The following is a 23,063-nucleotide window of genomic DNA, read 5'->3' on the forward strand; positions in this document are numbered from 1 at the left end:
TTTTAAAACAAATAAAAATATTGTAAAAATACCCAGAACCTTTTATAGTAAATATGTTGAATGGGTTAGGGGGACTCGCGGTGAAAAAAATGGTTGCAGCTTCTGCAGTGCTGCTTGCCGGAGCATTATTCCTGGCAGGTTGCAGCGGTACTTCTGCAGAGGAAGAAATGTATAATGCTCTTGAGAAAGCCGTTTCGGCGGAAAGTTCATTCGAAGATCAGCAGGAGCCATTGGTGGAACTTGAGAAAAAAGAAAACGAACTTTACGAAGAAATCATTTCACTCGGCATGAAAGAGTATGAAAAAATCGTCTCACTTTCTGAAGAAGCACTTTCTGTCGTTGAAGAAAGAGAGAAAAGAGCCGAAGATGAAAAAGAGAGCATCATGGATTCGAAAGAAGAATTCAAAGCAGTTGAGGACATTTCAAAGAACCTGGATGATCAGGCTCTGAAAAGCAAAGCTTCTGACCTGCAAAAATTGATGCAGCAGCGCTACGACGCTTACGATGCACTTTCTGCAGCTTATAATGAAGCGATCGCTCTTGATAAAGAGCTGTATCAGCTTTTTCAGAAAAAAGATCTGAAGCTTGAGGAACTGGAAGCGAAAATCACGGAAATTAACAGCAGCTACGAAAAAGTGGCGGCTCTGAATAAAGAATTCAACGATTTTACTAAAAAGTACAACAAGGCTAAGATGGATTTTTACAAAAAAGCCGGAATTGAAGTCGAGCAGTCAGATGCCAAAGGCAAAACGTCATAATGGAGTTCAGTGAATGCAGGGAGCAGCCGCCCCTGCATTTTTTGTATGCTGACGAAGGATATGTCTGGAACTGCAAAAAGAGACAATGCTGTATCGATTTTTATAGTACAGAATATCAAATAGTTATAGTACAGATTGATTAAAAGGGAATAAAAGTAAAATGAAAAGCAGCAAAAAGGTTGAAAGAATATCAGTATAAATCAATTGACGTATACATTTTTAATGGTGTACACTAAAACATGTTGAAATGAATTGTATTAATTTTTTTCTTCCCTTTAATTAGTACAGATTTTTGTACTGTCCAATACATAGAGAACGTTTCGGCATTCTCTAAAGTGGTATAAAGATATGTAGAGTGAAGCCTAAAATAATGTGTCATAAGATGTCATTTTGGGAAGGCTAATGCTGTATGTGTCATATAATCAAGAATTATTTTTTATTAGAGAAAGGACAGGTGACTTAGATGGCTGCTAAAACGAAAAATGCTGTAGTTGACAGCAAAAAGCAATTTGAAGGAATTGCAAAGCAGTTTGAAACGTTCCAAATTCTGAATGAGCAGGGCGAGGTAGTAAATGAAGCTGCAATGCCGGACTTGTCAGATGACCAATTAAAAGAATTAATGCGCCGTATGGTGTATACGCGTATTTTGGACCAGCGCTCAATTTCATTGAACCGCCAGGGCCGTTTAGGATTTTATGCACCGACAGCAGGACAGGAAGCTTCACAGATCGCTTCTCATTTTGCACTTGAAAAAGAAGATTTCGTTCTTCCTGGATACCGTGATGTGCCTCAGATTATCTGGCACGGACTTCCTTTATACCAAGCATTCCTTTTCTCACGCGGACATTTCCACGGAAACCAGTTCCCTGAGGATGTAAATGCATTATCTCCTCAAATTATCATCGGTGCTCAAATCATCCAGACAGCGGGTGTTGCACTTGGACTTAAAAAGAAAGATAAAAAAGCTGTTGCAATCACTTACACTGGTGACGGCGGAGCATCTCAGGGCGATTTCTACGAAGGAATCAACTTTGCAGGCGCTTATAAAGCACCGGCTATCTTCGTTGTGCAAAACAACCGTTTTGCGATCTCAACTCCGGTTGAAAAACAATCAGCTGCACAGACAATCGCTCAAAAAGCGGCTGCTGCAGGTATCGTAGGTATTCAAGTTGACGGCATGGATGCACTTGCTGTATACGCTGCTGTGCGTGATGCACGCGAGCGCGCTGTAAACGGCGAAGGCCCGACACTTGTTGAAACACTTACTTACCGCTATGGCCCGCATACAATGGCCGGCGATGATCCGACACGCTACCGCACAAAAGAGCTTGACACCGAGTGGGAAGAAAAAGATCCTCTTGTACGCTTCCGCAAATTCCTTGAAACAAAAGGCATCTGGAGCGAAGAAGAAGAGAACAAAGTGATCGAACAGGCTAAAGAAGATATTAAAGAAGCGATTAAAAAAGCGGATGAATATCCAAAACAAAAAGTAACAGATCTAATGGATATCATGTATGAAGAAATGCCATTCAATCTGAAAGAGCAATATGAAATCTACAAAGCAAAGGAGTCGAAGTAAGCCATGGCTCAAATGACAATGATTCAAGCAATTACGGATGCTCTCCGCACAGAACTTAAAAACGATTCAAACGTTCTTCTATTCGGAGAAGACGTTGGCGTAAACGGAGGAGTATTCCGTGCTACAGAAGGACTTCAAAAAGAATTTGGCGAAGACCGCGTGTTTGACACGCCGCTTGCTGAATCAGGAATCGGCGGTCTTGCAATCGGACTTGGCCTGACAGGTTTCCGTCCGGTTGCTGAAATCCAGTTCTTCGGTTTCGTTTACGAAGTAATGGATTCCATCTCAGGACAAATGGCACGTATGCGCTACCGTTCAGGCGGCCGCTGGAATTCTCCAGTAACAATCCGTTCACCGTTTGGCGGAGGCGTTCATACTCCTGAGATGCATGCTGACAGCTTAGAGGGTCTTATGGCGCAACAGCCTGGTGTGAAGGTTGTTATTCCTTCAACTCCATACGATGCCAAAGGACTTTTAATCTCTGCTATCCGCGACAACGACCCAGTCGTTTTCCTTGAGCACATGAAACTTTACCGTTCATTCCGCCAGGAAGTTCCGGAAGAAGAGTACACAATTGAAATCGGCAAAGCAGAAGTGAAGCGCGAAGGTTCAGACCTTTCAATCATCACTTACGGAGCAATGGTTCATGAATCTTTAAAAGCGGCTGAAGAGCTTGAAAAAGAAGGCGTTTCTGCAGAAGTTATCGACCTTCGCACAATCAGCCCGATTGATATTGACGCAATTATTGCATCTGTTGAAAAAACAGGACGTGCAATTGTTGTACAGGAAGCTCAAAAGCAAGCCGGCATTGCAGCTAACGTAGTGGCTGAAATCAACGACCGCGCTATCTTAAGCCTTGAAGCACCTGTGCTTCGCGTAGCAGCTCCTGACACTGTTTTCCCATTCTCTCAAGCAGAGGGAGTATGGCTTCCTAACTTCAAGGATGTCATTGAAACAGCTAAAAAAGTAATGAATTTCTAATTATACATTTATGAAAAGAAATCAGTTGGTCCGGGCAGAGTGTTATTGTTTCATGATGGAGCGCATCGAAGGCGCAAAAGCATTTGAACGATCAAAGTTCTTCCGAGACCTGACACCTGGTTTCTTTTCCATATGAAAAATAGGAGGTAGTATACCGTGTCTTTCGAATTTAAAATGCCGGATATCGGTGAAGGTATCCACGAAGGTGAGATTGTAAAGTGGTTTATCAAGCCTGGCGATGAAGTAAACGAAGATGATGTTCTGGCTGAGATTCAGAATGATAAAGCAGTCGTAGAAATTCCTTCTCCTGTCAAAGGAAAAGTAATTGAGGTTAAAGTGGAAGAGGGAACTGTTGCTACGGTTGGACAAACTCTTATCACATTTGATGCACCAGGTTACGAAAACCTTAAATTTAAAGGTGACGACCATGGCGATGAGCCTGCTAAAGAAGAGTCTAAAAAAGAGGAAGCTCAAGTTCAGGCTACAGCTGAAGCCGGCCAGGACGTGAAAAAAGAAGAAGCTCCTAAACAGGAAGAAGAAGCAGCAACTGGTGCAGGTGCACAAGATCAGGCTGATGCAGATCCAAACAAGCGTGTAATCGCAATGCCATCAGTACGCAAATACGCTCGTGAAAAAGGCGTTGAAATCCGTCAGGTATCAGGCTCAGGCAAAAACGGCCGCGTAAGCAAAGAAGATATCGACGCATTCCTTGATGGCGGTTCTAAACCTGCTGCTGAAGCTCAGGCTGAAGCTCCGAAGGCAGAAGCTAAAGAAGAAAAAGCAGAGCAAAAAGCACCTGCTAAACAAGCTGTTCCAGAAGGCGACTTCCCTGAAACACGCGAAAAAATGAGCCCGATGCGCAAAGCGATCGCTAAAGCAATGGTTAACTCGAAGCATACAGCTCCTCACGTAACATTGATGGACGAAGTGGACGTAACAAACCTTGTTGCTCACAGAAAACAGTTCAAAGGTGTTGCAGCCGAGCAGGGTATTAAGTTAACATATTTACCGTACGTAGTGAAAGCTCTTACATCAGCGCTTAAGAAATACCCGGTTCTTAATACTTCAATCGATGACAAAACCGAAGAAGTTGTTCAAAAGCATTACTACAACATCGGTATTGCCGCTGACACAGAAAAAGGACTTATGGTTCCTGTTGTTAAAAACGCAGAACGCAAATCAGTCTTTGAAATTTCTGATGAAATTAACGGCCTGGCTACAAAAGCCCGCGACGGTAAACTTTCTGCTGCGGAAATGAAAGGCGCTTCTTGCACGATTACAAACATCGGTTCTGCAGGCGGCCAATGGTTCACTCCGGTTATCAACCACCCAGAGGTTGCGATTCTTGGAATCGGCCGCATCGCTGAAAAAGCAATCGTTGTTGACGGAGAAATTGTTGCTGCTCCAGTACTTGCGCTGTCACTGAGCTTTGACCACCGCATGATTGATGGTGCTACAGCACAAAATGCTCTAAATCACATTAAGCGTTTATTGAACGACCCACAACTTATTCTAATGGAGGCGTAATTCAATGGTAGTAGGAGATTTCCCTATTGAAACAGATACTCTTGTCATTGGTGCGGGACCTGGCGGCTATGTAGCTGCCATCCGCGCTGCACAACTAGGACAAAAAGTAACAATCGTAGAAAAAGCAAACCTTGGCGGCGTTTGCCTTAACGTAGGATGTATTCCTTCAAAAGCTTTAATTGCTGCAGGTCACCGCTTTGAGAATGCCAAGCATTCTGAAGACATGGGAATTAAAGCCGAAAACGTAACAGTTGACTTTACAAAGGTACAGGAATTCAAAGCTGGCGTTGTAAAGAAACTTGTCGGCGGAGTTGAAGGACTTCTTAAAGGAAACAAAGTTGAGATTGTCAGCGGAGAAGCTTACTTTGTTGACAGCGAATCTATTAAAGTAATGGATGACAACTCATCTCAAACGTACAAATTCAAAAACGCAATCATTGCTACTGGATCTCGCCCAATTGAAATTCCAGGATTCAAATACTCTAAAAGAGTGCTTGATTCAACTGGTGCTCTAAGCTTGAACGAAATTCCAAAGAAAATTGTTGTTATCGGTGCAGGCTACATAGGCACTGAGCTTGGAACAGCTTATGCCAACTTTGGTTCTGAAGTTGTCTTCATCGAGGCAATGGATGAAATCCTTATGGGCTTCGAAAAGCAAATGAGTTCTCTTGTTAAGCGTAACCTTAAGAAAAAAGGAAACGTTGAAATCCATACAAAAGCAAAAGCAAAATCTGTTGAAGAAACAGAAAACGGCGTAAAAGTAACCTTTGAAGTGAAAGGCGAAGAGCAGACAGTTGAAGCAGATTACCTTCTTGTAACTGTTGGCCGCCGTGCAAACACTGATGAGCTTGGACTTGAGCAAGTAGGCGTTGAAATGTCAGACCGCGGCGTTATCAAAATTGATAAGCAGTGCCGTACAAGCGTTTCTAACATCTACGCAATCGGTGACATCGTTGAAGGTCCTCCGCTTGCTCATAAAGCTTCATACGAAGGTAAAATTGCTGCTGAAGCAATTGCCGGCGAGCATGCTGAAATCGACTACCTCGGAATTCCTGCTGTTGTATTCTCTGAGCCTGAACTGGCTACAGTTGGATACACTGAAACACAGGCTAAAGAAGAAGGAATCGAAGTTGTTGCAGCGAAGTTCCCATTTGCTGCTAACGGACGTGCTCTTTCTCTTAACGAAACAGACGGTTTCTTGAAACTTGTTACACGTAAAGAAGACGGTCTTGTTATCGGAGCTCAAATCGCAGGTGCGGCTGCTTCTGATATGATTTCAGAGCTAAGCCTTGCAATTGAAGCTGGCATGACTGCAGAAGATATCGCAATGACAATTCATGCGCATCCAACATTGGGAGAAATCACAATGGAAGCTGCTGAAGTTGCAATCGGAAGCCCAATCCACATTATTAAATAATAATCAAACCCCCTGATGGCATCCATCAGGGGGTTTTTTTGCAGAAAAAAAAGACGGTGTGAAATCCGTCTATCGATCTCCGCTGCTGCCTGAAAGAGCTTTTACAACGGGATTAATAATTTCTTCCTTTGTTCCTACGTGGCCTTCAATCTGGAAGAGGACGCGATTATCGTCTACAACCACAAGCGAAGGAAATGTATCAATGTCTACAGGATAGTCTTCATCACTGCTCGTTTCAACAAATTCCAAGTCTTCCACTTCTTCGGGGAAATCCTGTTTCAGATCAATCAGAGCATCAAAATAAACAGATTCCCGGTGTTCATCCTGTTCATCTGAAAAAAACAGCAGCTTTTTATCATCGTCTTCTGGACGCAGCGATTCTGAGGATATATTCAGACTGCAAGATGAAAGAAGAAAAACTGGCATGATGAAGGCGACAATAACCGACTTTGCCATATTGTCCACCCCTTTTAATGAAATGGTCGTAACGGTCCGAACTAAGTCCTACTTCGTACCTATTTTACAGTTTCCGTTAATCTAAATTAATGCTATTTTATCATGTTTTCCGAATATTCCCCTGAATGTTACCTATTTGTTACAAAAATGAAAAATACAATGACAGTTTGTCGCAAAAATTTATAATTTACTTCATAACAAGGTGGAACGGTGAGGCAGCGAGAGGATGCGTACCCTGGAAAACTGAAAAACGATGTGGGAGGGGTAAGAAAGAGAAGAATACGTACCCTCGAAAACTGAAAAACGATGTGAGAGGGTAAGAAAGAGAAGAATGCGTACCCTCCAAAACTGAAATTCGATATGAGAGGGTAAGAAAGAGCAAAGAAAAAAGACACTTTACTCTGTAAAATTAAGGACAAGTGAATGTACCTTTTTATAGGCAGAGAGGATGATCCTCTTTAATGTCAGACAATAAATAAAAAATTAAGTACATCACTTTATGTAGTGGTGTGCTTTTTCGTTTATTTAGGCCTCTAAATGACCTCATTTTACAACAACAACAATTTTATTTTTCTGAATTTTACATAAAATAAAAGTTGTGGTAAAGTGGGAACATACATTCCGAACATAAATTCTAGTTGGGAGGTTATTTTTTGAAAGATTATACAGTAAAGGAAGTTTCAAAACTCTTAGGAAAACACGAAGAAACAATCAAACGATGGATTCGAACAGGCAAATTTCCAAACTCATACAGAAAAAGTGATAAAGAAGGTTGGAGAATTGTTGAATCGGATTTATTAGAACTAAATAAGGGTCTGCCTACCCATAAACCAGAACAACTAGTCGAGAGAATGAATTCTAACGTTGATGAAACAGAGTTAGTTAAACTAGCATATCAAGCTGTCACCCTAACCACTCCAACAAATGAAATCTTATCTATCCTTTCCGTCGTAGGAATAAAACGTACACTAGAGATTCTCCTTATTATGCAGCAATCAGCAACAAAGGTAAAAAACTCTGACGGGTTTATAAGGAAAGCAATCCGTGAAAATTGGACACCAACTTCTGTTCCTGTAAAGTTACAAAAAAGTCAAAGCAAAAGAGTATATGATTTATCACAGCAGGACAGCAGTATTGACTCAGATTTTAATAACCAACCTTATAAGCGTAAGGTACCTTTTTATAATTGGCTTGAAGAATAGGAACCTTTTATTAAACAGTATGAAGGGGGTTTTTATGGGAAGCTACCAGTATTACTACTGCCCCAAAGGAATTGAAAGTCGCTTTGAATTATTGGTCTTTAATGGCGAAAGTGAGCCTTTCCTGCCTTTGACTGAACATTACCACGACTGCATAGGAAGTATAGACAAAAGCTCCGCACTTTCGTATTTGAAATGTCTCCTCCCCTTCTTTAGGTGGTTAGACGAGGTGAGTAACTACCAGGGAAAACGGGTTAAGTGGGATGAACCCCCTGAAGCTATACGAGTGGCTGTGGAGGATTATCTAATGAATGAGATGGGCTGCAAAGTTCGTGATAAGGATAACTTCCGGTTTGTTAACAGGACAAGTATAAGTCCCAATACCGTAAACCGTTTTCTATCAGCATTGAAATCATTCTATAAATCTCTTATTCGATTAAAGCGTTACAACTATATAAATCCTTTGATCGATTCTTATGCGATTTTAGATGAATTTAAAAGCCAGACTGAAGGTGTAAGAAAGGATAAGCCTCGTATGCCATCTGAGGCTGGGACGGAAGATGCCATACAACATAGAAGGATGACTGATTCATATTTTAAGTTAATTAATGAAGAGTGGCAGCCTGAAATTATTGATGATCCTTACCTCCCTTCAAAGGTCTATCAAGCAGGAAAAAAGGTAAACTGGTCACTAAGGGAATTGGTTATATCTCGTATGCTTTTCGAAACCGGAGCAAGAGCATCAGAGGTTATAGAATTAACTATTGGTGATTTTCGCTCGCGTAAAAGTTTTCAAGAAGTAAGCACATTCAATAAAGGGAGCCACGGAAGAAGGGTTAAGTTTCTTAGATTTAGTAAAGATACAGTGAAATTACTGATGCGATATATCAATAATGATCGAATCCAATATGACGAATTCCAACACAATTATGAAGGATTGCCAAATGAAGCTCCAATATTCCTTACGGAACTAGGGACCCCCTTTTCATATGAAGCTTGGTATTACCACTGGAGCAGGGCTATCGATGAATGTGAGATTAAGTTAAATCCTCATAAAACAAGGCACTGGTTTGTTACGACAAGATTACGAGAGATCTATAATACTTCCCAAACAGAAGCTGAAATTAAACAAAGGACAAATGAACTAATCAAGTATATAAAGTGGAAAAATGCGGACACCATAAAAGTTTACGAACATTATTTTGATGAAGAAAAACATCGCGAAGCACACGATCAAATGTTGAACAGTATGTCACAATTAGAAAAAGAGTATATAGAGCAAACGAAAGACAAACGAAAGAAAAAACCTTCTCTAACTGTTATAGAAAATAGCAGTGCAGTTGAAATAATTCCTGAACTACAAGATTTTTTAGATGGATTGGAGTGATAACGCTGACAATCTCAACCCTTAAACCACAATCACCTTTTTACGAGAAATTATTGAACAAAGTTGATAATCAACTTCTTCATTTTTGTGATGCTAGAGGTTTTTTTGTACTGGACAAGATGGATGAAAGATATTTGAAATACTATATTAATAATGTGATAGACAAACCTTGGAACAACAATTTATTTCTTTCTATGCTAGTTTATAGAGAAAAAAATGTAGACGTTAGAACAATTATGATAGTTATCACTGCTATTAACACGCGATTAAGAGATTTGTTTGACTGCTTTCGTTTAATAGAAATGGGTGACTTGAATACTGAAACACATATGTATCAATACTTTAAAGGTTCTGTATTTGAAGAACATACAGACGGTTTAAAGGCGAGTTTTTTGGCTACTTATAGATCTTGTTCTTATGCAACTAAAAAATGGGTTGCAAACAAATGCCCTAAAGAACAACAAGGTTACTTCCAACAATTTATTTTTCAAATGCCTTCTTACGATTCAAGGGATTTTACCTTTACGAAGTCTGCCAAAGAACATACACGAAATACTCGTAAGAGTGAAACGGACGCTATTGTGCCTTTACTACCCCAAATCCGAGCCGAAGGACACTTTCGCTGGAATCAAATAACTAGACTGCGGCAAGCTTTTTTAAAAGCCTGTGAGCAAGGAAAAATGCCTAATGTTATGTTGCCTTTGGAATTTCATTATAATGAACCTGAGCGTGTCGGTGAACGTTTTTATTTTCGCCTGTGGGACAAGGTTGCGTTTGTCCTAAATCATCAAGACAAATTCAATCAACAAACTATTAAAGCAGCAAACAATCGTACTGGTGTATATTCAGAAGAAAAAAATTATTACTTTGTAGAGTTTATTAAAGCAGAAAGATTGGAGGATAATGAAGAAGTTGAGGGGCCTTGGTTCATTGAACTTTTTGAAAAGGATGTAATTGGGCAGTGGTCTCAAAATGCAACCGATGAAGAAATAAAGCAAAAGCGTGAACTGCTTTATTCGTGGGGTTATGGTGGAGATAATTCCAATAGTAATCCTGTACCCTTTTATTCCATTCATAAAGGAATACTTTCACGAAATTCCTTTCTTTCTCTCCATAAAGACAAAGCTGAAGGTGTTTTGTTAGATGTAGAACCTATGTATGCAGCTGCAACCTTCGGTTTATTGGCATTAGATATATGTACTACAACTGGTGCAAGATTAAATGAATTACTGCAAATTAACAACACGAAAGAATGTATCCGTACTGTTAAGGTTGATAAGAAATTACGTTTTGCTTTTTACGCTATTCCTAAAGGTCGTGATGAATTAGAAGCCTTTTATATCAGCGAACAAACAATGAGAATATTACAATCGGTTGGGTTGATGCTAAAAACTCATTATGGCACTGAAAAAATTCCAAGTGTTAAATATCGTGATGATCGAAAACACCTATTCCCTGATGCCAGGCCTTATTTTTTTCAGTATCACAATAATGCATTAAAAAATAATGCGATTTATTCATCTCTTCGTTTTTTATTACACGGTCAGCAAATGGAGACACAGGAAGGAAAAACTGTTGTAGTTAAAACACACCTTTTACGCCACGCATTTGCGACTGATGCCGTCCAGAGACAAAAGTTACCAATAGACATCGTAGCAAAGATATTACACCAAAGAGATGTAGGAATAACCGGTTATTATTCTGAGCCTACACCGAGCCAAGTGGCTCAATCTGTCAGTGATTTACACGATATAATATCTGATTATATAGATATTGATGAAACCGTTTTGCGAAACCCTGAAGAACTTGAAAAAGAACTTGAGGACTATAAAGAAAAAGTTGGCGTCTTCAATAACGTTATTGGCGGAACGTGTGTCACTAATCACGTCTGTCCAATCAAAATGGCGTGTTTAGGCTGTCAAGCAAAAATCCCTCAACCTGAAAAGAAACACGAATTATTAGATGTTATTGAGTTATCGAAAGATATGGAGAAACGATATAGTGAAATGGGTTTAACGATTGAAGTGAAAAAAACAAAAGCGATGCGAAAACACGCACGTACTGAATTAAAGGAAATAGAACTTATTGAAAAGTATAGGGAGGAACAAGAATATGAGCCAGACATTCAATCCGAAAAATGAACCAGTTTGGCTTAAAGATAGTCATCTAAGGCGAAGTAACCGTTCAATAGAGCTTGGTAAACAAGCAATCAATCAGTTGATTAATAAAGGTGAACCTATCACTTATACAGCAATCGCTGAGCAATCAAAAGAAATCGATCCCGAAGGGAAAGGAATTCACCCAAACACCATTCGTACAAATGAACAGTTATATGAGTATTACAAGCAGCATAGTAAAACTCATAAACAGAAAAGGAATAGGAAAAATCCCGTATTTAACCGTTCTATCAACAGTAATGATTGGGGATTTTCTAAAATTAAAACAGGTCGTAATCCTGATAATTTAAAAAGGAAATATATGAAATTAACAAAGGCAGAACTTGTCCAAAGACTTATTCTTACGGAAGAATTTATTGCAGAAAATAATACAAAGTGGGTTGCGAGTTACTTCGAATCGTTTAAGTAGGTGATGCACAGAAAGTATCACCTACTCTTATTAAACGAACACTGCTAATTCTAAGACCATTTTAGTAAGTATTTAAGTGCGTATTTTAAAATTCAGAAATAAGGATTAACGGGTTCGGTTGAAAAGTGCAAACTGCCAAATAACACAATAAATAACATATCAAATAGCATATTAATTCCCATAGGAATTACTATGCTATTTTTATTGTTCTATAAAGGTTTACTCGCAATTATTGTTCGAATTTAATATATCAAATAGCATAGGTATCAACAGGACTTTGTTGAGCAGCAAAGTCCTGTTGATTGAGGTAATATTTATACTGCCATTTATGAACCGGTATTACGGCACAGTAAAAAAGGTACTCCAGCATTAAAATTGAGTTCCTTTCCTTATTCCATTAATGCCCCCTATAACTGAATTAAGACAAATAGTTAAAATGTTATGATTGGTGATTGTCCAGGTTCACCTAGAAAATAGGCAAAGATAGTGAACAATATGATGATCGAGGCAATTAAGATCATTCCTAAACCAATTGCGTAAACATAGTTTGGCTTATTTATTTTTAATAATAGGATGCCGCATAGTAAACTTGTGAATCCAATAATTAAACAAAAAACAGCAGCTAAAACAGGAGGTAAACCAGTAAGCAAAGAACTGATATACATAAATATGAAAAACAGTTGCAATGTAAAACCAACCCACAAAAATGAATTGTATCTAACGCTCTGCTGGAACATTACGCTCGCCCCCTTTTTCAATTCTCTTATTCCACAATCCTGCCCTTTAATGGAATAACTGATATTTCCATTTTATCATAATTGTCCAATATCCTGTATTAAATATGAACTAAAAGCATTGACCGTTTCCCAAGACCCAGAACTTGCGGCGGGAAAATCGTGTTTTGAACAACTCCCATCGTTTAAACTAGGAATAGTGTTTCATCTTGAAATTGACTAACTGGCGAGTTAGTACAACAACGCTATAAGTTCTTGTTGTAGTAACTGAGGTCATTTGTAGTACAAAAAAGGATAGATAGAGCAAGGTTCTTTCTGCTCATCTATCCTTTATAATTTACCCATTATAATGTCTGACATTAAATAAAGACATAATGGTATTATAGGTTTCAAGAAATATCTTGACTTTTAATAAAACATTACAAAGTGTCTTTTTTAGTCTCAGTCCGATTCATAACAGGGAATTTTTCGCGTCTCAATGATTTCATTAACGAAATGACCATTAAAATCATGATGACGGCAAACGGAAGTGCAGCAATGATGGATGCCCTCTGAAGAGCTTCAAGACCGCCAATCCATAAGAGAACGGCAGCTGCAGCAGATTGGATAAAGCCCCATACAAATTTGATTTTGTTTGGCGGATTTAAGTCTCCGTCTGTTGTCTGCATGCCAAGCACAAAAGTTGCCGAATCGGCTGAAGTAATAAAGAAAGTGCTAATCAGGAGAATAGCGAGCAGTGACATGAACATGCCAAACGGAAATTGTTCAAGGACAGCAAACAGAGCGACTTCCATCCCTTTATCATTGACGATATCCATGATTGGCTTTTTCATAAAGTGCTGCAGGTATAATGCGGAACCTCCGAAAACTGAGAACCACAATGCACCGAAAATGGTTGGAACAGCAAGAACACCGATCAGAAATTCTCTGATTGTTCTACCTCTGGAAATCCGTGCGATAAATGTGCCGACGAACGGAGCCCATGATATCCACCATGCCCAGTAAAAGATGGTCCAATCCTGAACCCATGTGCTTTCCTCGTTAAAAGGCGTAAGACGGAAGCTCATGTAGGTCAAATTCTGCAGGTATCCGCCAATGGTTGTCGTGAACAAATCCATGATGAAATTTGTCGGGCCTGCAAAGAGCAGAAAGAGCATGAGGGCAATCGCCAGAATAATATTAACGTTGCTGAGTATTTTAATTCCTTTATCAAGCCCTGTTTGAGCAGACAGCATGAAAAGAAAGGTCACTATCACAATAATAATCAGCTGGGTTGAAAATGTATTGCTGATTCCGTCAAACAAGTAGGAGACACCTGCACTAATTTGAATGGCGCCGAGCCCAAGGGACGTTGCAACTCCAAAAATGGTGGCAAACACTGCAAGGAAGTCTACCAGTACGCCGGCCTTTCCATCTGCACGATCCCCAATAAGCGGCCGAAGAATATTACTGATAACTCCGTTTTGATTTTTCCTGAACGTAAAATAAGCAAGTGATAAAGCGATAACCGAGTAAATGGCCCAAGGATGAAGGCCCCAGTGGAAAAAGGAGTAGCGCATCGCAGCACGGGCAGATTCATCCGTGAATCCTTCACCGGAAGGAGGTGCGCTGTAATGATTCATCGGCTCAGATACTCCCCAGAACACAAGTCCGATTCCCATGCCGGCACTAAAAAGCATCGCAAACCAGCTGAGGTAAGAATACTTTGGTTCATCATCATCATTTCCAAGCTTGATGTTTCCGTACTTCGTAAAAATTAATCCAATTGCAAAAATAAGAAAAAAAGTAGCAGTCAGCAGATAAAACCAGCCGAATTTTTCAATAATAAATCCGTGGATAAGTGTCGTTACATTTGACAGATTGGCACTCCCGATTATGCTTTTTGGCAGCGCTCCCCACAAAATAAAAAGAACAGAAACGATGAGAGAAAGGATAAAAACAGGTGTTAGTCTCTTCATATTCAGACCTCCTTCAAAATAGGAAATAAGAAGTGTTGTTAATTAATTCCTCTTCCTATATAGTGAAGCAATCGGCGGCAAATTATTCTAAAAAGAATGCACCGGGGAGGAAAGAACGTGAGAAAAGCACTCTGTATGACGGCAGCAGCTTTTTTCCTTGCAGGATGCACTGCATCAGGAACTGGCGGCAAAAACGAAGAAAAGCCGCCTGAGGAAGAGAAAGCGGTACATGAGGCAGGGGAGGAAAAACCAGAGCCTGCAGCAGATCTGGAATCAGATGAAAAGACTAAACAGCCAGCCATATTGGATAAAACCCCAAAATATAAAATCGATCCGGAAAATTGGTCACTTAAGCCTTTAAGTCCTGATGTCAGCCCGAAAGCGGTGCTTCTGACTATCGACGATGCTCCTGATCAGCACAGTGTGGAGATGGCTCAGACATTAAAAAAGATGGGAGTAAAGGCGATTTTCTTTGTAAATGGTCATTTCCTGGATACGGAAGAGGAGAAAGCAAGACTGAAAGAGATTTATCAGCTTGGCTTCCCTATTGGAAATCATACAATGACCCATTCCAATCTTAAGGACCTGACCCCTTCAGAACAGAAAAGGGAAATTACGGTTCTGAATGATCTCGTTGAGCAAATAACGGGTGAACGTCCCCGTTTTTTCAGAGCTCCGTTTGGAAGCAACACAGATGAAAGCAGAAAAATTGCGGAAGAGGAAAAGATGGTGCTGATGAACTGGACGTACGGCTATGACTGGGAAAGTGAGTACCAGACAAAAGAAGCACTGACAGAAATCATGATCAATACTCCGTACTTGACTGATGGTGCAAACTTGCTAATGCATGACCGCAAGTGGACAAGCGAAGCATTAAGCGCCATTGTGACAGGACTGAAACAAAAAGGGTATGAAATGGCTGATCCTGATACAATTGAAACTCCTCTTTAGAATGAAAACAGCGATCTTTGGCGATCGCTGTTTTCATCTTTTGTAATAGTACATCTTCCTTCCGTTGAATAAAGTCAGTTCCCCTTTTAGTTTTTTTGCCAGAAACTTTGAAAATTCATTTGCTTTATTTCTGTCGCCATATTTGGAATCTGCCGGCAGGGTAATTTGCAGAAATGAAAAGGCCTCTTCATTCACGGGACCTGCTCCAATATACATTTTTGCATAGCCGCGCTCCTCAGAGGTAAGGGAGAGATATCCGTCCTCATGCTTGCACTCGTATGGAAAAGCAGACTGGTCATAGTCAAACTGCAGCTGTTCGCCCGTTTTTCCTGTTATCTCTTTGTAATAAAGAAAGAGCTCCTCAACCTGTTGGAGGGATATTGTCTGCTGAGCAGATCCTTCGACTAAATGAATAAAAGCGTGTGAGGCCATTGCGTCAACTCCTAAGCACAATTTTATAGATGTCCGATTATTTAAAATATTACATATTATCCGCCGGCTTGCAAGTTCAAGGGGAAATGATTGTGCTCTTCGGAATAATGAAGTATAATTAATCTGAATAATCTGATAAAAAGAAGGAGGCCATCATGAACACATTGGAAAAGTTTTATGATGATACCGAACAGGCAAATGTCAGGTATGTTGGTTTTGCTTCCAGTGATTTAAGGTACGATATGGCCATCGTGTATTCAGGCATGTTTTTTGGCAAACCTCTCGTCATCTGCCTTCAGACCGGAAAATCTGTTCTCCTTGACTCATCAGATATCGAAGACCTCGAATTCCTCATGCGCACCTTTCGGATTGATACACTGCAGCAGGCAGCAGAACTGTCAGATTTCTTCCGTGAAGTCATCCCGTCCGTCCAATTAACAACTCAATATGAATAGTTAAGCAAAGACTGGCGAACAGATCCGTTCCGCCAGTTTTTTTGTGCATTTTTCAAAAAAGAATACTTTTAGAGATAAAAAGATTAAATGTGTTATACAATTTAGGCTTGACGGATTAAATGTGTTATATTATTATAAAGTTACAAAGTATTAAGCGCTTTCAAATAGTGCTAATCCATTCAAAAAGGGGTATGGAAATGGGAACAATCGTGTGTCAAACCTGCAACGGAACGATCGATCATTTTGAAGATGAAAAGGTCAGTGTTTTGTACGGAAAATGCACAAGCTGCGATTGCCAAGTACTAGAGAGAGAAATGACAGTTATTCAAGGGGTTTAAATAGAAGATTGAAAAGCATGCAGGGGGGCCTGCATGCTTTTTTTGCTGTTTAAAAGACAAGGTGAATGGTACCCCATAAATCTGACGGAGCAAATTACAGGGAAGCAAAGCGTCAAAATGGTACCTCATAAATCGGCCGGAGCAAATTACAGGGAAGCAAAGCATCAAAATGGTACCCCATGAATCAGGCGAAGTAAATTATGGGGAAGCAAAAAGCGAGAATGGTACCTCATAAATCAGACGGAGCAAATTAAAGGGAAGCAAAAAGCGAGAATGGTACCTCATAAATCAGACGGAGCAAATTAAAGGGGAGCAAAAAGCCAAAATGGTACCTCATAAATCAGGCGGAACAAGTTATAGGGAAGCAAAAAGCGAGAATGGTACCTCATAAATCAGACTGATCAAATTATAGGGAAGCAAAAAGCCAGAATGGTGCCCTATAAATCAGGCGGAGCAATTTATAGGGCAGCAAAGCGTCAAAATGGTACCCCATAAATCAGACAGAACAAATTATAAGCTGCCCAGCATCACACCAATCCGCTGTTATCAAATAAATAACAAAACAAACCCCCGGGAACTCTTTCCCGGGGGTTTCAGCATGCACCATGCTTCAGTTATTTAATCGCTCTATGCTCTTTAATTACCCGCAGGTAATGGAGTTCCGGATCTTCCGGTCCCTGGACGGGAAGCCCGACTTCAAGATTTTTGCGCACATATGAAAGGTTCTCTTCTGAAATGATTTCTCCTGGAATGAAAATTGGAATCCCCGGAGGATACACCATGATAAACTCTGCAATGATCCGGCCAGCAGATTCTGAAAACGGAACGATTTCTGTGTCAGCGTAGAAAGCGTCACGCGGCGTTAAAGCCAGTACTGGAATATCCGGAAGCATGACCTCCGGCTTAGCTTTATCAGCCGATGCGTGTGCAAATTGCGCCGACAGCGCCTGCAGCGCTTCAACCAGGATTCCGGTTTCTCTTTCCGTGTCACCAGGTGTGATGATACAGAGAATGTTGTATAAATCAGACATTTCCACTTCGATATTATAGTTTTCACGCAGCCATTTTTCTACATCATAGCCGTTCAGTCCGAGCTCTTTAATCGAAATGATTAATTTCGTCGGATCGTAATCATAAGCGGCCTTTGTGCCGATGATTTCTTCTCCGATGCATTCAATTTTATCGATTTCATTGATTTTGTTTCTTGTTTCATTTGCAAGCTGTATCGCTTTTTCGGCAAGATCGCGTCCTTCTGTGGCAAGCCTCTTTCTTGCCACGTCAAGGGATGCAAGCAGCAGGTAGGAAGTTGACGTTGTTGTCAGCATGCTCAGGATTGTCTGGACTCTCTGAACCGAAACAAGTCCTTCCCGCACATTGAGGATCGAACTTTGAGTCATGGAGCCACCTAGCTTATGAACGCTTGTAGCGGCCATATCAGCACCTGCCTGCATCGCTGAAAGCGGCAGGTCATCATGAAAATGAATGTGCACGCCGTGTGCTTCATCAACAAGCACCGGCACGTTGTAGGAATGAGAAATTTCCACGATTTTTTTCAAATCAGCTGAAACGCCGAAGTACGTAGGATTAATGACGAGCAGCCCTTTTGCATCAGGATGCTGCTCAAGTGCATGTTCAACAGATTCGGTTGTTATGCCGTGCGAAATGCCGAGGTCTTTGTCAATCTCAGGGTGGATAAAGATCGGTGTTGCACCTGAGAAAACTACGGCAGACATAACAGATTTATGAACATTGCGCGGGACAAGGATTTTATCTCCAGGTCCGCAGACGGCCATTACCATGGTCATGATGGCCCCGCTCGTGCCCTGCACAGAGAAGAATGTATAGTCAGCTCCGAATGCTTCTGCTGCGAGGTCCTGGGCTTTTTTTATCATGCCTTTAGGAGAGTGGAGATCATCCAGCGGGCCGATGTTGATCAAATCTATAGATAAAGCAGATTCCCCGATAAAAGATCTGAATTCCGGGTCAATGCCTGCTCCTTTTTTATGTCCAGGAATATGGAATTGTACAGGATCTTTCTTTGCATGTTCTTTTAGCCCTGTAAATAACGGTGTTTCATATTGCGACAATTTGTATTCCCACCTTCTTTAGTGCGTAATCTATTTTCATCACGTTCATTTACACATAAAACAAGTGAATTATATCACTTTCTACAAGGATTGGAAAGGAGTTTTTAGCGGGCAGATAAACGGGGGACAATGAATATTTAACAGAATTTTTAGAATAATAGTTGTCTTTTTTGGCAGAATCATATTATGATAGAAACAGAACTACATACCAACCGGTTAGTAAGGTGGATGAAAGGGTGATGAGAGTTGAATTTCTCGTATTCAGAAAAGGTAGTTGAGCTGCAGAAGCAGGTAATCTCTTTTATGGAAGAATTCGTCTATCCGAATGAAAAGAAATATGAAGAGCAATTAAATGATCAGGAAACGAGATGGTCTGCCATTCCTCCTATTATGGAGGAGCTGAAAGCCAAAGCAAAGGAACGGGGACTGTGGAACTTGTTCCTTCCAGAAAGCGAATATGGTGCCGGGCTGACAAATCTTGAATATGCTCCGCTTTGTGAGATTATGGGCCGTTCGCTGCTCGCTCCGGAAGTTTTCAACTGTGCTGCACCTGACACTGGAAACATGGAAGTGCTTGTGAGGTATGGATCGCATGAACAGAAAGAAAAATGGCTGAAACCGCTGCTTGCGGGCGAGATCCGCTCTTGCTTTTCCATGACAGAACCAGACGTTGCCTCAGCTGACGCGACAAATATTGAAGCGAGCATTATCCGCGACGGTAATGAGTATGTCATCAACGGAAGAAAATGGTGGTCATCCGGTGCAGGAGATCCGCGCTGCAAGATTGCGATTGTCATGGGTAAATCTGATTACAACGCTCCTAAATATGAGCAGCAGTCTATGATTCTCGTGCCGCTCGATACTCCGGGAGTTACTATTGAAAGAGTTCTTCCCGTTTTTGGCTATGATCATGCTCCGCACGGTCATGCTGAAATTACGTTTAAGGATGTCCGCGTTCCTGCAGAGAATATGCTTCTAGGCGAAGGAAGAGGGTTTGAGATTGCCCAGGGCCGCCTTGGACCGGGCCGCATCCATCACTGCATGCGCTTAATAGGGGCTGCAGAACGTGCGCTTGAAGAATTATGTAAGCGTGTACAAAAGAGAGAAGCCTTCGGTAAACCGATATCAAGCCAGGGTGTTGTCAGAGAGTGGATCGCTGATTCCCGAATTGAAATTGAGCAGGCAAGGCTGCTGACGCTGAAAGCTGCCTATATGATGGATACAGTTGGAAACAAACAGGCGAAAACGGAAATTGCCATGATTAAAGTGATTGCTCCAAACATGGCTTTAAAAGTCATTGACCGTGCTATTCAGGCATTTGGAGCAGCCGGAGTAAGCGAAGATACTCCGCTTGCGGCTCAGTGGGCAGGGGCAAGAACGCTCAGAATCGCCGACGGTCCTGATGAGGTTCACCGTGCACAGCTGGCAAGACTTGAACTGAAAAAATACGATGTGAATCTGCAGACTGTATAAGGAGGGATATCATGCACATCAAGGAACTTTTTGATCTGAAAGACAAGGTCGCCATAATTACAGGCGGCGGCAGGGGGCTTGGCGCCCAGATGGCGGAAGGCTTTGCCCAGGCCGGCGCATCGCTCGTGCTCTGCTCCAGAAAGGCAGCTGCCTGTGAGGATACAGCGCAAAGGCTGAGCAGTGAATACGGAATCAAGGCGATCGCACTCGGGTGTGACGTAACGAATCAGGCTGATGTGAAAAATGTGGTGCAGACAGCAGTGGACACGTTCCGAAAAATTGACATTCTCGTCAATAACAGCGGTGCTACATGGGGAGCTCCGGTACAGGACATGCCGCTTGATGCGTGGAATAAAGTCATGAATGTGAATGTAACGGGCACCTTTTTGATGTCACAGGAAGCAGGAAAGCACATGATCCAGCAAAAAAGCGGAAAAATCATCAACATTGCTTCCGTTGCAGGCCTTGGAGGGACAGACCCGCGCTACATGGATACGATTGCCTATAACACCAGTAAAGGAGCGGTTATTACCTTTACAAAGGATTTAGCTGTGAAATGGGGCCAATACAACATCAATGTCAACGCGATTGCCCCGGGATTTTTCCCGACAAAAATGTCCCAGGTCATTATCGAGAATGGAAAAGACCATTTCCTGAACATGACGCCGCTCAAGAGGTTCGGGACCGACCAGGATTTAAAAGGAGCTGCATTGTTCCTTGCAGCTAAAGCATCAGACTTTATGACCGGTGATGTTCTCGTCGTTGACGGCGGAACACATGCCATGTAAGGAGGAAGAAGAATGAACAGAGATCCTGTCATTGTAGCGGCAGTCAGAACACCCATCGGACGCCAGGGCGGTGCGCTATCCGCCATGGAACCGAATGAGTTCGGGGCAATCGTCATAAAAGAAGCCATGAACCGTGCAGGCGTTACGGCAGATATGATTGATGATGTTATTTTTGGAAACGTCCTGTCAGGCGGAGGCAATATTGCAAGACTCACTGCCTTAACAACCGGCCTTTCTATCAGCATTCCCGGATTGACAGTAGACCGGCAATGCGGCTCAGGCATTAATGCAGTCTGTCTTGCAGCCCAGGCCATCAAAGCCGGTGACGGAGACGTCTACATTGCCGGAGGAACAGAAAGCATGTCCCTTGCGCCATTTCTGATGGAAAAGCCGAAAAAAGCATTCAGTCCTGCACCGCCAAAATTTAAATCTGCTGTCCTTTCGCCGAAGGAGATCGGAAATCCGCCAATGGGCATAACAGCAGAAAATCTGGCGGTCAAATACGAAATAAGCAGGGAAGAGCAGGATGAATATGCACTGAGAAGCCAAGCGAGGATGGCCGCAGCTGTCGAAGAAGGCAGATTCGACGAGCAGATTGTGCCCGTCCCTGTTCCTCAGCGAAAAGGGGAGCCGCTTCTATTCGAAAGAGACGAGCACCCGCGTCCGAATACGACGATTCAGGGTTTGGAAGCACTCCAGCCTGCATTTAAAGAAGGCGGAACGGTTACGGCTGGAAGCAGTTCAGGGTTAAATGACGCGGCATCCGCTGTTGTCGTCATGTCCCGCGAAAAAGCGGCGGAGCTTGGACTAAAACCGCTGTGTACAGTCAGACAGTATGCAGTTGCAGGAGTAGACCCGAACATTATGGGAATAGGTCCGGTTCCTGCAGTAAAGCTTGCACTTGAGAAATCAGGCCTTTCACTCAGCGACATGGATTTGATTGAACTGAACGAGGCGTTTGCTGCCCAAGTTCTGGCATGTGACCGTGAACTGCAGTTTGACCACAGCAAATTGAACGTAAACGGCGGGGCGATCGCACATGGACACCCATTAGGTGCGACTGGTGCGATTCTCATGACGAAAGCCGTATATGAACTGCAGCGGTCAGGCGGGCGCTTTGCAATGATTACGGCCTGCATCGGAGGAGGCCAGGGAATCGCCGCCATTATTGAAAGAGAGTCTGAGTGATGAGACTAGAAGGAAAAACGGCAGTCATAACCGGGGGAGCTGGAGGAATCGGCAGAGCAACGGCGTTCCTCTTTGCTGAACATGGAGCAAACGTCGTGATTGGAGATGCCGATCAGGAGGCCGGTGAAAAAACAGCTGCAGCCGTGAGAGAAAAAGGCTTTTCCTGTCTTTTTATCCATACAGATGCAGCGAAGGCTGAAGATATAGAAAGACTGATGAATGGGGCTGTTTCCGCATACGGGGGCCTTCACATCCTGTTTAACAACGCCGGTGTTTCAAATCAGAGTGTGAAGCTTCATGATATGGAAGAAATGGAGTGGGACAGGGTCGTTGATATTAACCTGAAGGGTGTTTTCCTCGGCATGAAATATGCTGTTCCGCATATGAAACAGAGCGGGGGCGGATCGATCATCAACACGTCGAGCGTGCTCGGCATAAAAGGGAAAAAGCGAATGGCTCCTTATAACGCCTCAAAAGCCGGAGTCATAGCCCTCACTAAAAATGCCGCGCTTGATTACGGGAAAGACGGGATCCGGGTCAATGCCATTGCTCCGGGTGTGATCGATACAGCCATTGTTGATGAATGGCGGAATGATGAACGAAGATGGGGCATTTATACAACATCCAATGCGCTCGGCAGAATCGGCCAGCCTGAAGAAATCGCTAAGGCTGTGCTGTTTTTGGCAAGCGACGATGCCTCATATGTAACAGCTGCTGCTCTACTTGCAGACGGAGGAACGATTACCTTTTGAAAAAGTCTATCTTTTTT

The 23,063-nt window shown here is 42.0% G+C and carries 20 protein-coding genes; 16 read left to right on the forward strand and 4 right to left on the reverse strand.

What is annotated here, in order from left to right; all coding sequences use genetic code 11:
- Nucleotides 1-89: 89 nt before the first annotated feature.
- The 5 genes from AZ46_RS03795 to lpdA all read left to right on the forward strand — a co-directional run bounded on the left by AZ46_RS03795 (nucleotide 90) and on the right by lpdA (nucleotide 6,262).
- Nucleotides 90-758, forward strand: a complete 669-nt coding sequence (locus AZ46_RS03795; protein ID WP_035319230.1) for a YkyA family protein — start codon at nucleotides 90-92, stop codon at nucleotides 756-758.
- Nucleotides 759-1,221: 463 nt separating this feature from the next.
- Nucleotides 1,222-2,337 carry a pyruvate dehydrogenase (acetyl-transferring) E1 component subunit alpha gene (gene pdhA, locus AZ46_RS03800; RefSeq protein ID WP_029285202.1) on the forward strand — a complete coding sequence of 372 codons (1,116 nt, stop codon included), beginning with the start codon at nucleotides 1,222-1,224 and terminating at the stop codon, nucleotides 2,335-2,337.
- Nucleotides 2,338-2,340: 3 nt separating this feature from the next.
- Nucleotides 2,341-3,318, forward strand: coding sequence for an alpha-ketoacid dehydrogenase subunit beta (locus AZ46_RS03805; protein WP_029285200.1), 978 nt, complete (start codon nucleotides 2,341-2,343; stop codon nucleotides 3,316-3,318).
- Between the two features lie 156 nt (nucleotides 3,319-3,474).
- Complete coding sequence (locus AZ46_RS03810) at nucleotides 3,475-4,845, forward strand: dihydrolipoamide acetyltransferase family protein (RefSeq protein WP_029285198.1); 1,371 nt, start codon at nucleotides 3,475-3,477, stop codon at nucleotides 4,843-4,845.
- Between the two features lie 4 nt (nucleotides 4,846-4,849).
- Nucleotides 4,850-6,262 (forward strand): dihydrolipoyl dehydrogenase, encoded by a 1,413-nt coding sequence (gene lpdA / locus AZ46_RS03815; protein WP_029285196.1) that lies wholly within the window; start codon nucleotides 4,850-4,852, stop codon nucleotides 6,260-6,262.
- Between the two features lie 69 nt (nucleotides 6,263-6,331).
- Here the strand turns inward: lpdA and AZ46_RS03820 are convergent, their stop codons facing one another.
- Entirely contained in the window at nucleotides 6,332-6,718 is a 387-nt protein-coding gene (locus tag AZ46_RS03820; protein ID WP_051827077.1) for a hypothetical protein, read from the reverse strand.
- A gap of 653 nt (nucleotides 6,719-7,371) precedes the next feature.
- On the opposite strand from AZ46_RS03820, the gene AZ46_RS03825 reads away from it, so the two are divergent.
- The 4 genes from AZ46_RS03825 to AZ46_RS03840 are packed head-to-tail and all read left to right on the forward strand — an operon-like array spanning nucleotide 7,372 to nucleotide 11,890.
- On the forward strand, nucleotides 7,372-7,920 hold the full coding sequence (locus AZ46_RS03825; RefSeq protein WP_029285193.1) for a helix-turn-helix domain-containing protein: 549 nt from the start codon (nucleotides 7,372-7,374) through the stop codon (nucleotides 7,918-7,920).
- Between the two features lie 34 nt (nucleotides 7,921-7,954).
- Nucleotides 7,955-9,304, forward strand: coding sequence for a tyrosine-type recombinase/integrase (locus AZ46_RS03830; RefSeq protein ID WP_029285191.1), 1,350 nt, complete (start codon nucleotides 7,955-7,957; stop codon nucleotides 9,302-9,304).
- A 5-nt stretch (nucleotides 9,305-9,309) separates the two neighbouring features.
- Nucleotides 9,310-11,445: a site-specific integrase gene (locus AZ46_RS03835; RefSeq protein WP_029285189.1), complete on the forward strand. Its 2,136-nt coding sequence runs from the start codon at nucleotides 9,310-9,312 to the stop codon at nucleotides 11,443-11,445.
- Nucleotides 11,417-11,890, forward strand: a complete 474-nt coding sequence (locus tag AZ46_RS03840; protein ID WP_029285187.1) for a hypothetical protein — start codon at nucleotides 11,417-11,419, stop codon at nucleotides 11,888-11,890. The genes AZ46_RS03835 and AZ46_RS03840 overlap by 29 nt, the downstream gene beginning before the upstream one ends.
- Before the next feature lie 1,153 nt (nucleotides 11,891-13,043).
- Here the strand turns inward: AZ46_RS03840 and AZ46_RS03850 are convergent.
- Nucleotides 13,044-14,582 carry a glycine betaine uptake BCCT transporter gene (locus tag AZ46_RS03850; protein ID WP_029285183.1) on the reverse strand — a complete coding sequence of 513 codons (1,539 nt, stop codon included), beginning with the start codon at nucleotides 14,580-14,582 and terminating at the stop codon, nucleotides 13,044-13,046.
- A 117-nt stretch (nucleotides 14,583-14,699) separates the two neighbouring features.
- On the opposite strand from AZ46_RS03850, the gene AZ46_RS03855 reads away from it, so the two are divergent.
- A complete protein-coding gene (locus AZ46_RS03855) occupies nucleotides 14,700-15,533 on the forward strand; it encodes a polysaccharide deacetylase family protein (protein WP_235728202.1) in 834 nt (277 codons plus the stop codon).
- Nucleotides 15,534-15,566: 33 nt separating this feature from the next.
- Here the strand turns inward: AZ46_RS03855 and AZ46_RS03860 are convergent, their stop codons facing one another.
- Nucleotides 15,567-15,965: a DUF1885 family protein gene (locus AZ46_RS03860; RefSeq protein ID WP_029285180.1), complete on the reverse strand. Its 399-nt coding sequence runs from the start codon at nucleotides 15,963-15,965 to the stop codon at nucleotides 15,567-15,569.
- 155 nt (nucleotides 15,966-16,120) lie between these two features.
- On the opposite strand from AZ46_RS03860, the gene AZ46_RS03865 reads away from it, so the two are divergent.
- Nucleotides 16,121-16,420: a DUF3055 domain-containing protein gene (locus AZ46_RS03865; RefSeq protein ID WP_029285178.1), complete on the forward strand. Its 300-nt coding sequence runs from the start codon at nucleotides 16,121-16,123 to the stop codon at nucleotides 16,418-16,420.
- 197 nt (nucleotides 16,421-16,617) lie between these two features.
- Complete coding sequence (locus AZ46_RS21385; protein ID WP_081414065.1) at nucleotides 16,618-16,758, forward strand: GapA-binding peptide SR1P; 141 nt, start codon at nucleotides 16,618-16,620, stop codon at nucleotides 16,756-16,758.
- A 614-nt stretch (nucleotides 16,759-17,372) separates the two neighbouring features.
- Here the strand turns inward: AZ46_RS21385 and AZ46_RS03870 are convergent.
- Nucleotides 17,373-18,845 carry an aminotransferase class I/II-fold pyridoxal phosphate-dependent enzyme gene (locus tag AZ46_RS03870; RefSeq protein WP_029285176.1) on the reverse strand — a complete coding sequence of 491 codons (1,473 nt, stop codon included), beginning with the start codon at nucleotides 18,843-18,845 and terminating at the stop codon, nucleotides 17,373-17,375.
- A gap of 246 nt (nucleotides 18,846-19,091) precedes the next feature.
- Here AZ46_RS03870 and AZ46_RS03875 point away from each other — a divergent pair, with 246 nt between their 5' ends.
- Genes AZ46_RS03875 through AZ46_RS03890 form a run of 4 tightly spaced genes read left to right on the forward strand, consistent with a single transcriptional unit; the run spans nucleotide 19,092 to nucleotide 23,046 of the window.
- Nucleotides 19,092-20,318, forward strand: coding sequence for an acyl-CoA dehydrogenase (locus AZ46_RS03875; protein ID WP_029285174.1), 1,227 nt, complete (start codon nucleotides 19,092-19,094; stop codon nucleotides 20,316-20,318).
- 11 nt (nucleotides 20,319-20,329) lie between these two features.
- Nucleotides 20,330-21,106 (forward strand): SDR family oxidoreductase, encoded by a 777-nt coding sequence (locus AZ46_RS03880; RefSeq protein ID WP_029285172.1) that lies wholly within the window; start codon nucleotides 20,330-20,332, stop codon nucleotides 21,104-21,106.
- Nucleotides 21,107-21,118: 12 nt separating this feature from the next.
- Nucleotides 21,119-22,294 (forward strand): thiolase family protein, encoded by a 1,176-nt coding sequence (locus AZ46_RS03885; RefSeq protein WP_029285171.1) that lies wholly within the window; start codon nucleotides 21,119-21,121, stop codon nucleotides 22,292-22,294.
- A complete protein-coding gene (locus tag AZ46_RS03890; protein ID WP_029285169.1) occupies nucleotides 22,294-23,046 on the forward strand; it encodes an SDR family NAD(P)-dependent oxidoreductase in 753 nt (250 codons plus the stop codon). The genes AZ46_RS03885 and AZ46_RS03890 overlap by 1 nt, the downstream gene beginning before the upstream one ends.
- Nucleotides 23,047-23,063: the final 17 nt, after the last annotated feature.

The sequence above is a fragment of the Metabacillus indicus LMG 22858 genome, from assembly GCF_000708755.2.
Lineage (GTDB): Bacteria > Bacillota > Bacilli > Bacillales > Bacillaceae > Bacillus_P > Bacillus_P indicus.

Excerpts from the sequence above, each read along its gene's own strand:
- AZ46_RS03795 (WP_035319230.1), top strand. The coding sequence starts at position 90 with ATGGTTGCAGCTTCTGCAGTGCTGCTTGCCGGAGCATTATTCCTGGCA.
- pdhA (WP_029285202.1), top strand. The coding sequence starts at position 1,222 with ATGGCTGCTAAAACGAAAAATGCTGTAGTTGACAGCAAAAAGCAATTT.
- AZ46_RS03805 (WP_029285200.1), top strand. The coding sequence starts at position 2,341 with ATGGCTCAAATGACAATGATTCAAGCAATTACGGATGCTCTCCGCACA.
- lpdA (WP_029285196.1), top strand. The coding sequence starts at position 4,850 with ATGGTAGTAGGAGATTTCCCTATTGAAACAGATACTCTTGTCATTGGT.
- AZ46_RS03820 (WP_051827077.1), bottom strand. The coding sequence starts at position 6,718 with ATGGCAAAGTCGGTTATTGTCGCCTTCATCATGCCAGTTTTTCTTCTT.
- AZ46_RS03830 (WP_029285191.1), top strand. The coding sequence starts at position 7,955 with ATGGGAAGCTACCAGTATTACTACTGCCCCAAAGGAATTGAAAGTCGC.
- AZ46_RS03840 (WP_029285187.1), top strand. The coding sequence starts at position 11,417 with ATGAGCCAGACATTCAATCCGAAAAATGAACCAGTTTGGCTTAAAGAT.
- AZ46_RS03850 (WP_029285183.1), bottom strand. The coding sequence starts at position 14,582 with ATGAAGAGACTAACACCTGTTTTTATCCTTTCTCTCATCGTTTCTGTT.
- AZ46_RS03860 (WP_029285180.1), bottom strand. The coding sequence starts at position 15,965 with ATGGCCTCACACGCTTTTATTCATTTAGTCGAAGGATCTGCTCAGCAG.
- AZ46_RS03865 (WP_029285178.1), top strand. The coding sequence starts at position 16,121 with ATGAACACATTGGAAAAGTTTTATGATGATACCGAACAGGCAAATGTC.
- AZ46_RS21385 (WP_081414065.1), top strand. The coding sequence starts at position 16,618 with ATGGGAACAATCGTGTGTCAAACCTGCAACGGAACGATCGATCATTTT.
- AZ46_RS03880 (WP_029285172.1), top strand. The coding sequence starts at position 20,330 with ATGCACATCAAGGAACTTTTTGATCTGAAAGACAAGGTCGCCATAATT.
- AZ46_RS03885 (WP_029285171.1), top strand. The coding sequence starts at position 21,119 with ATGAACAGAGATCCTGTCATTGTAGCGGCAGTCAGAACACCCATCGGA.
- AZ46_RS03890 (WP_029285169.1), top strand. The coding sequence starts at position 22,294 with ATGAGACTAGAAGGAAAAACGGCAGTCATAACCGGGGGAGCTGGAGGA.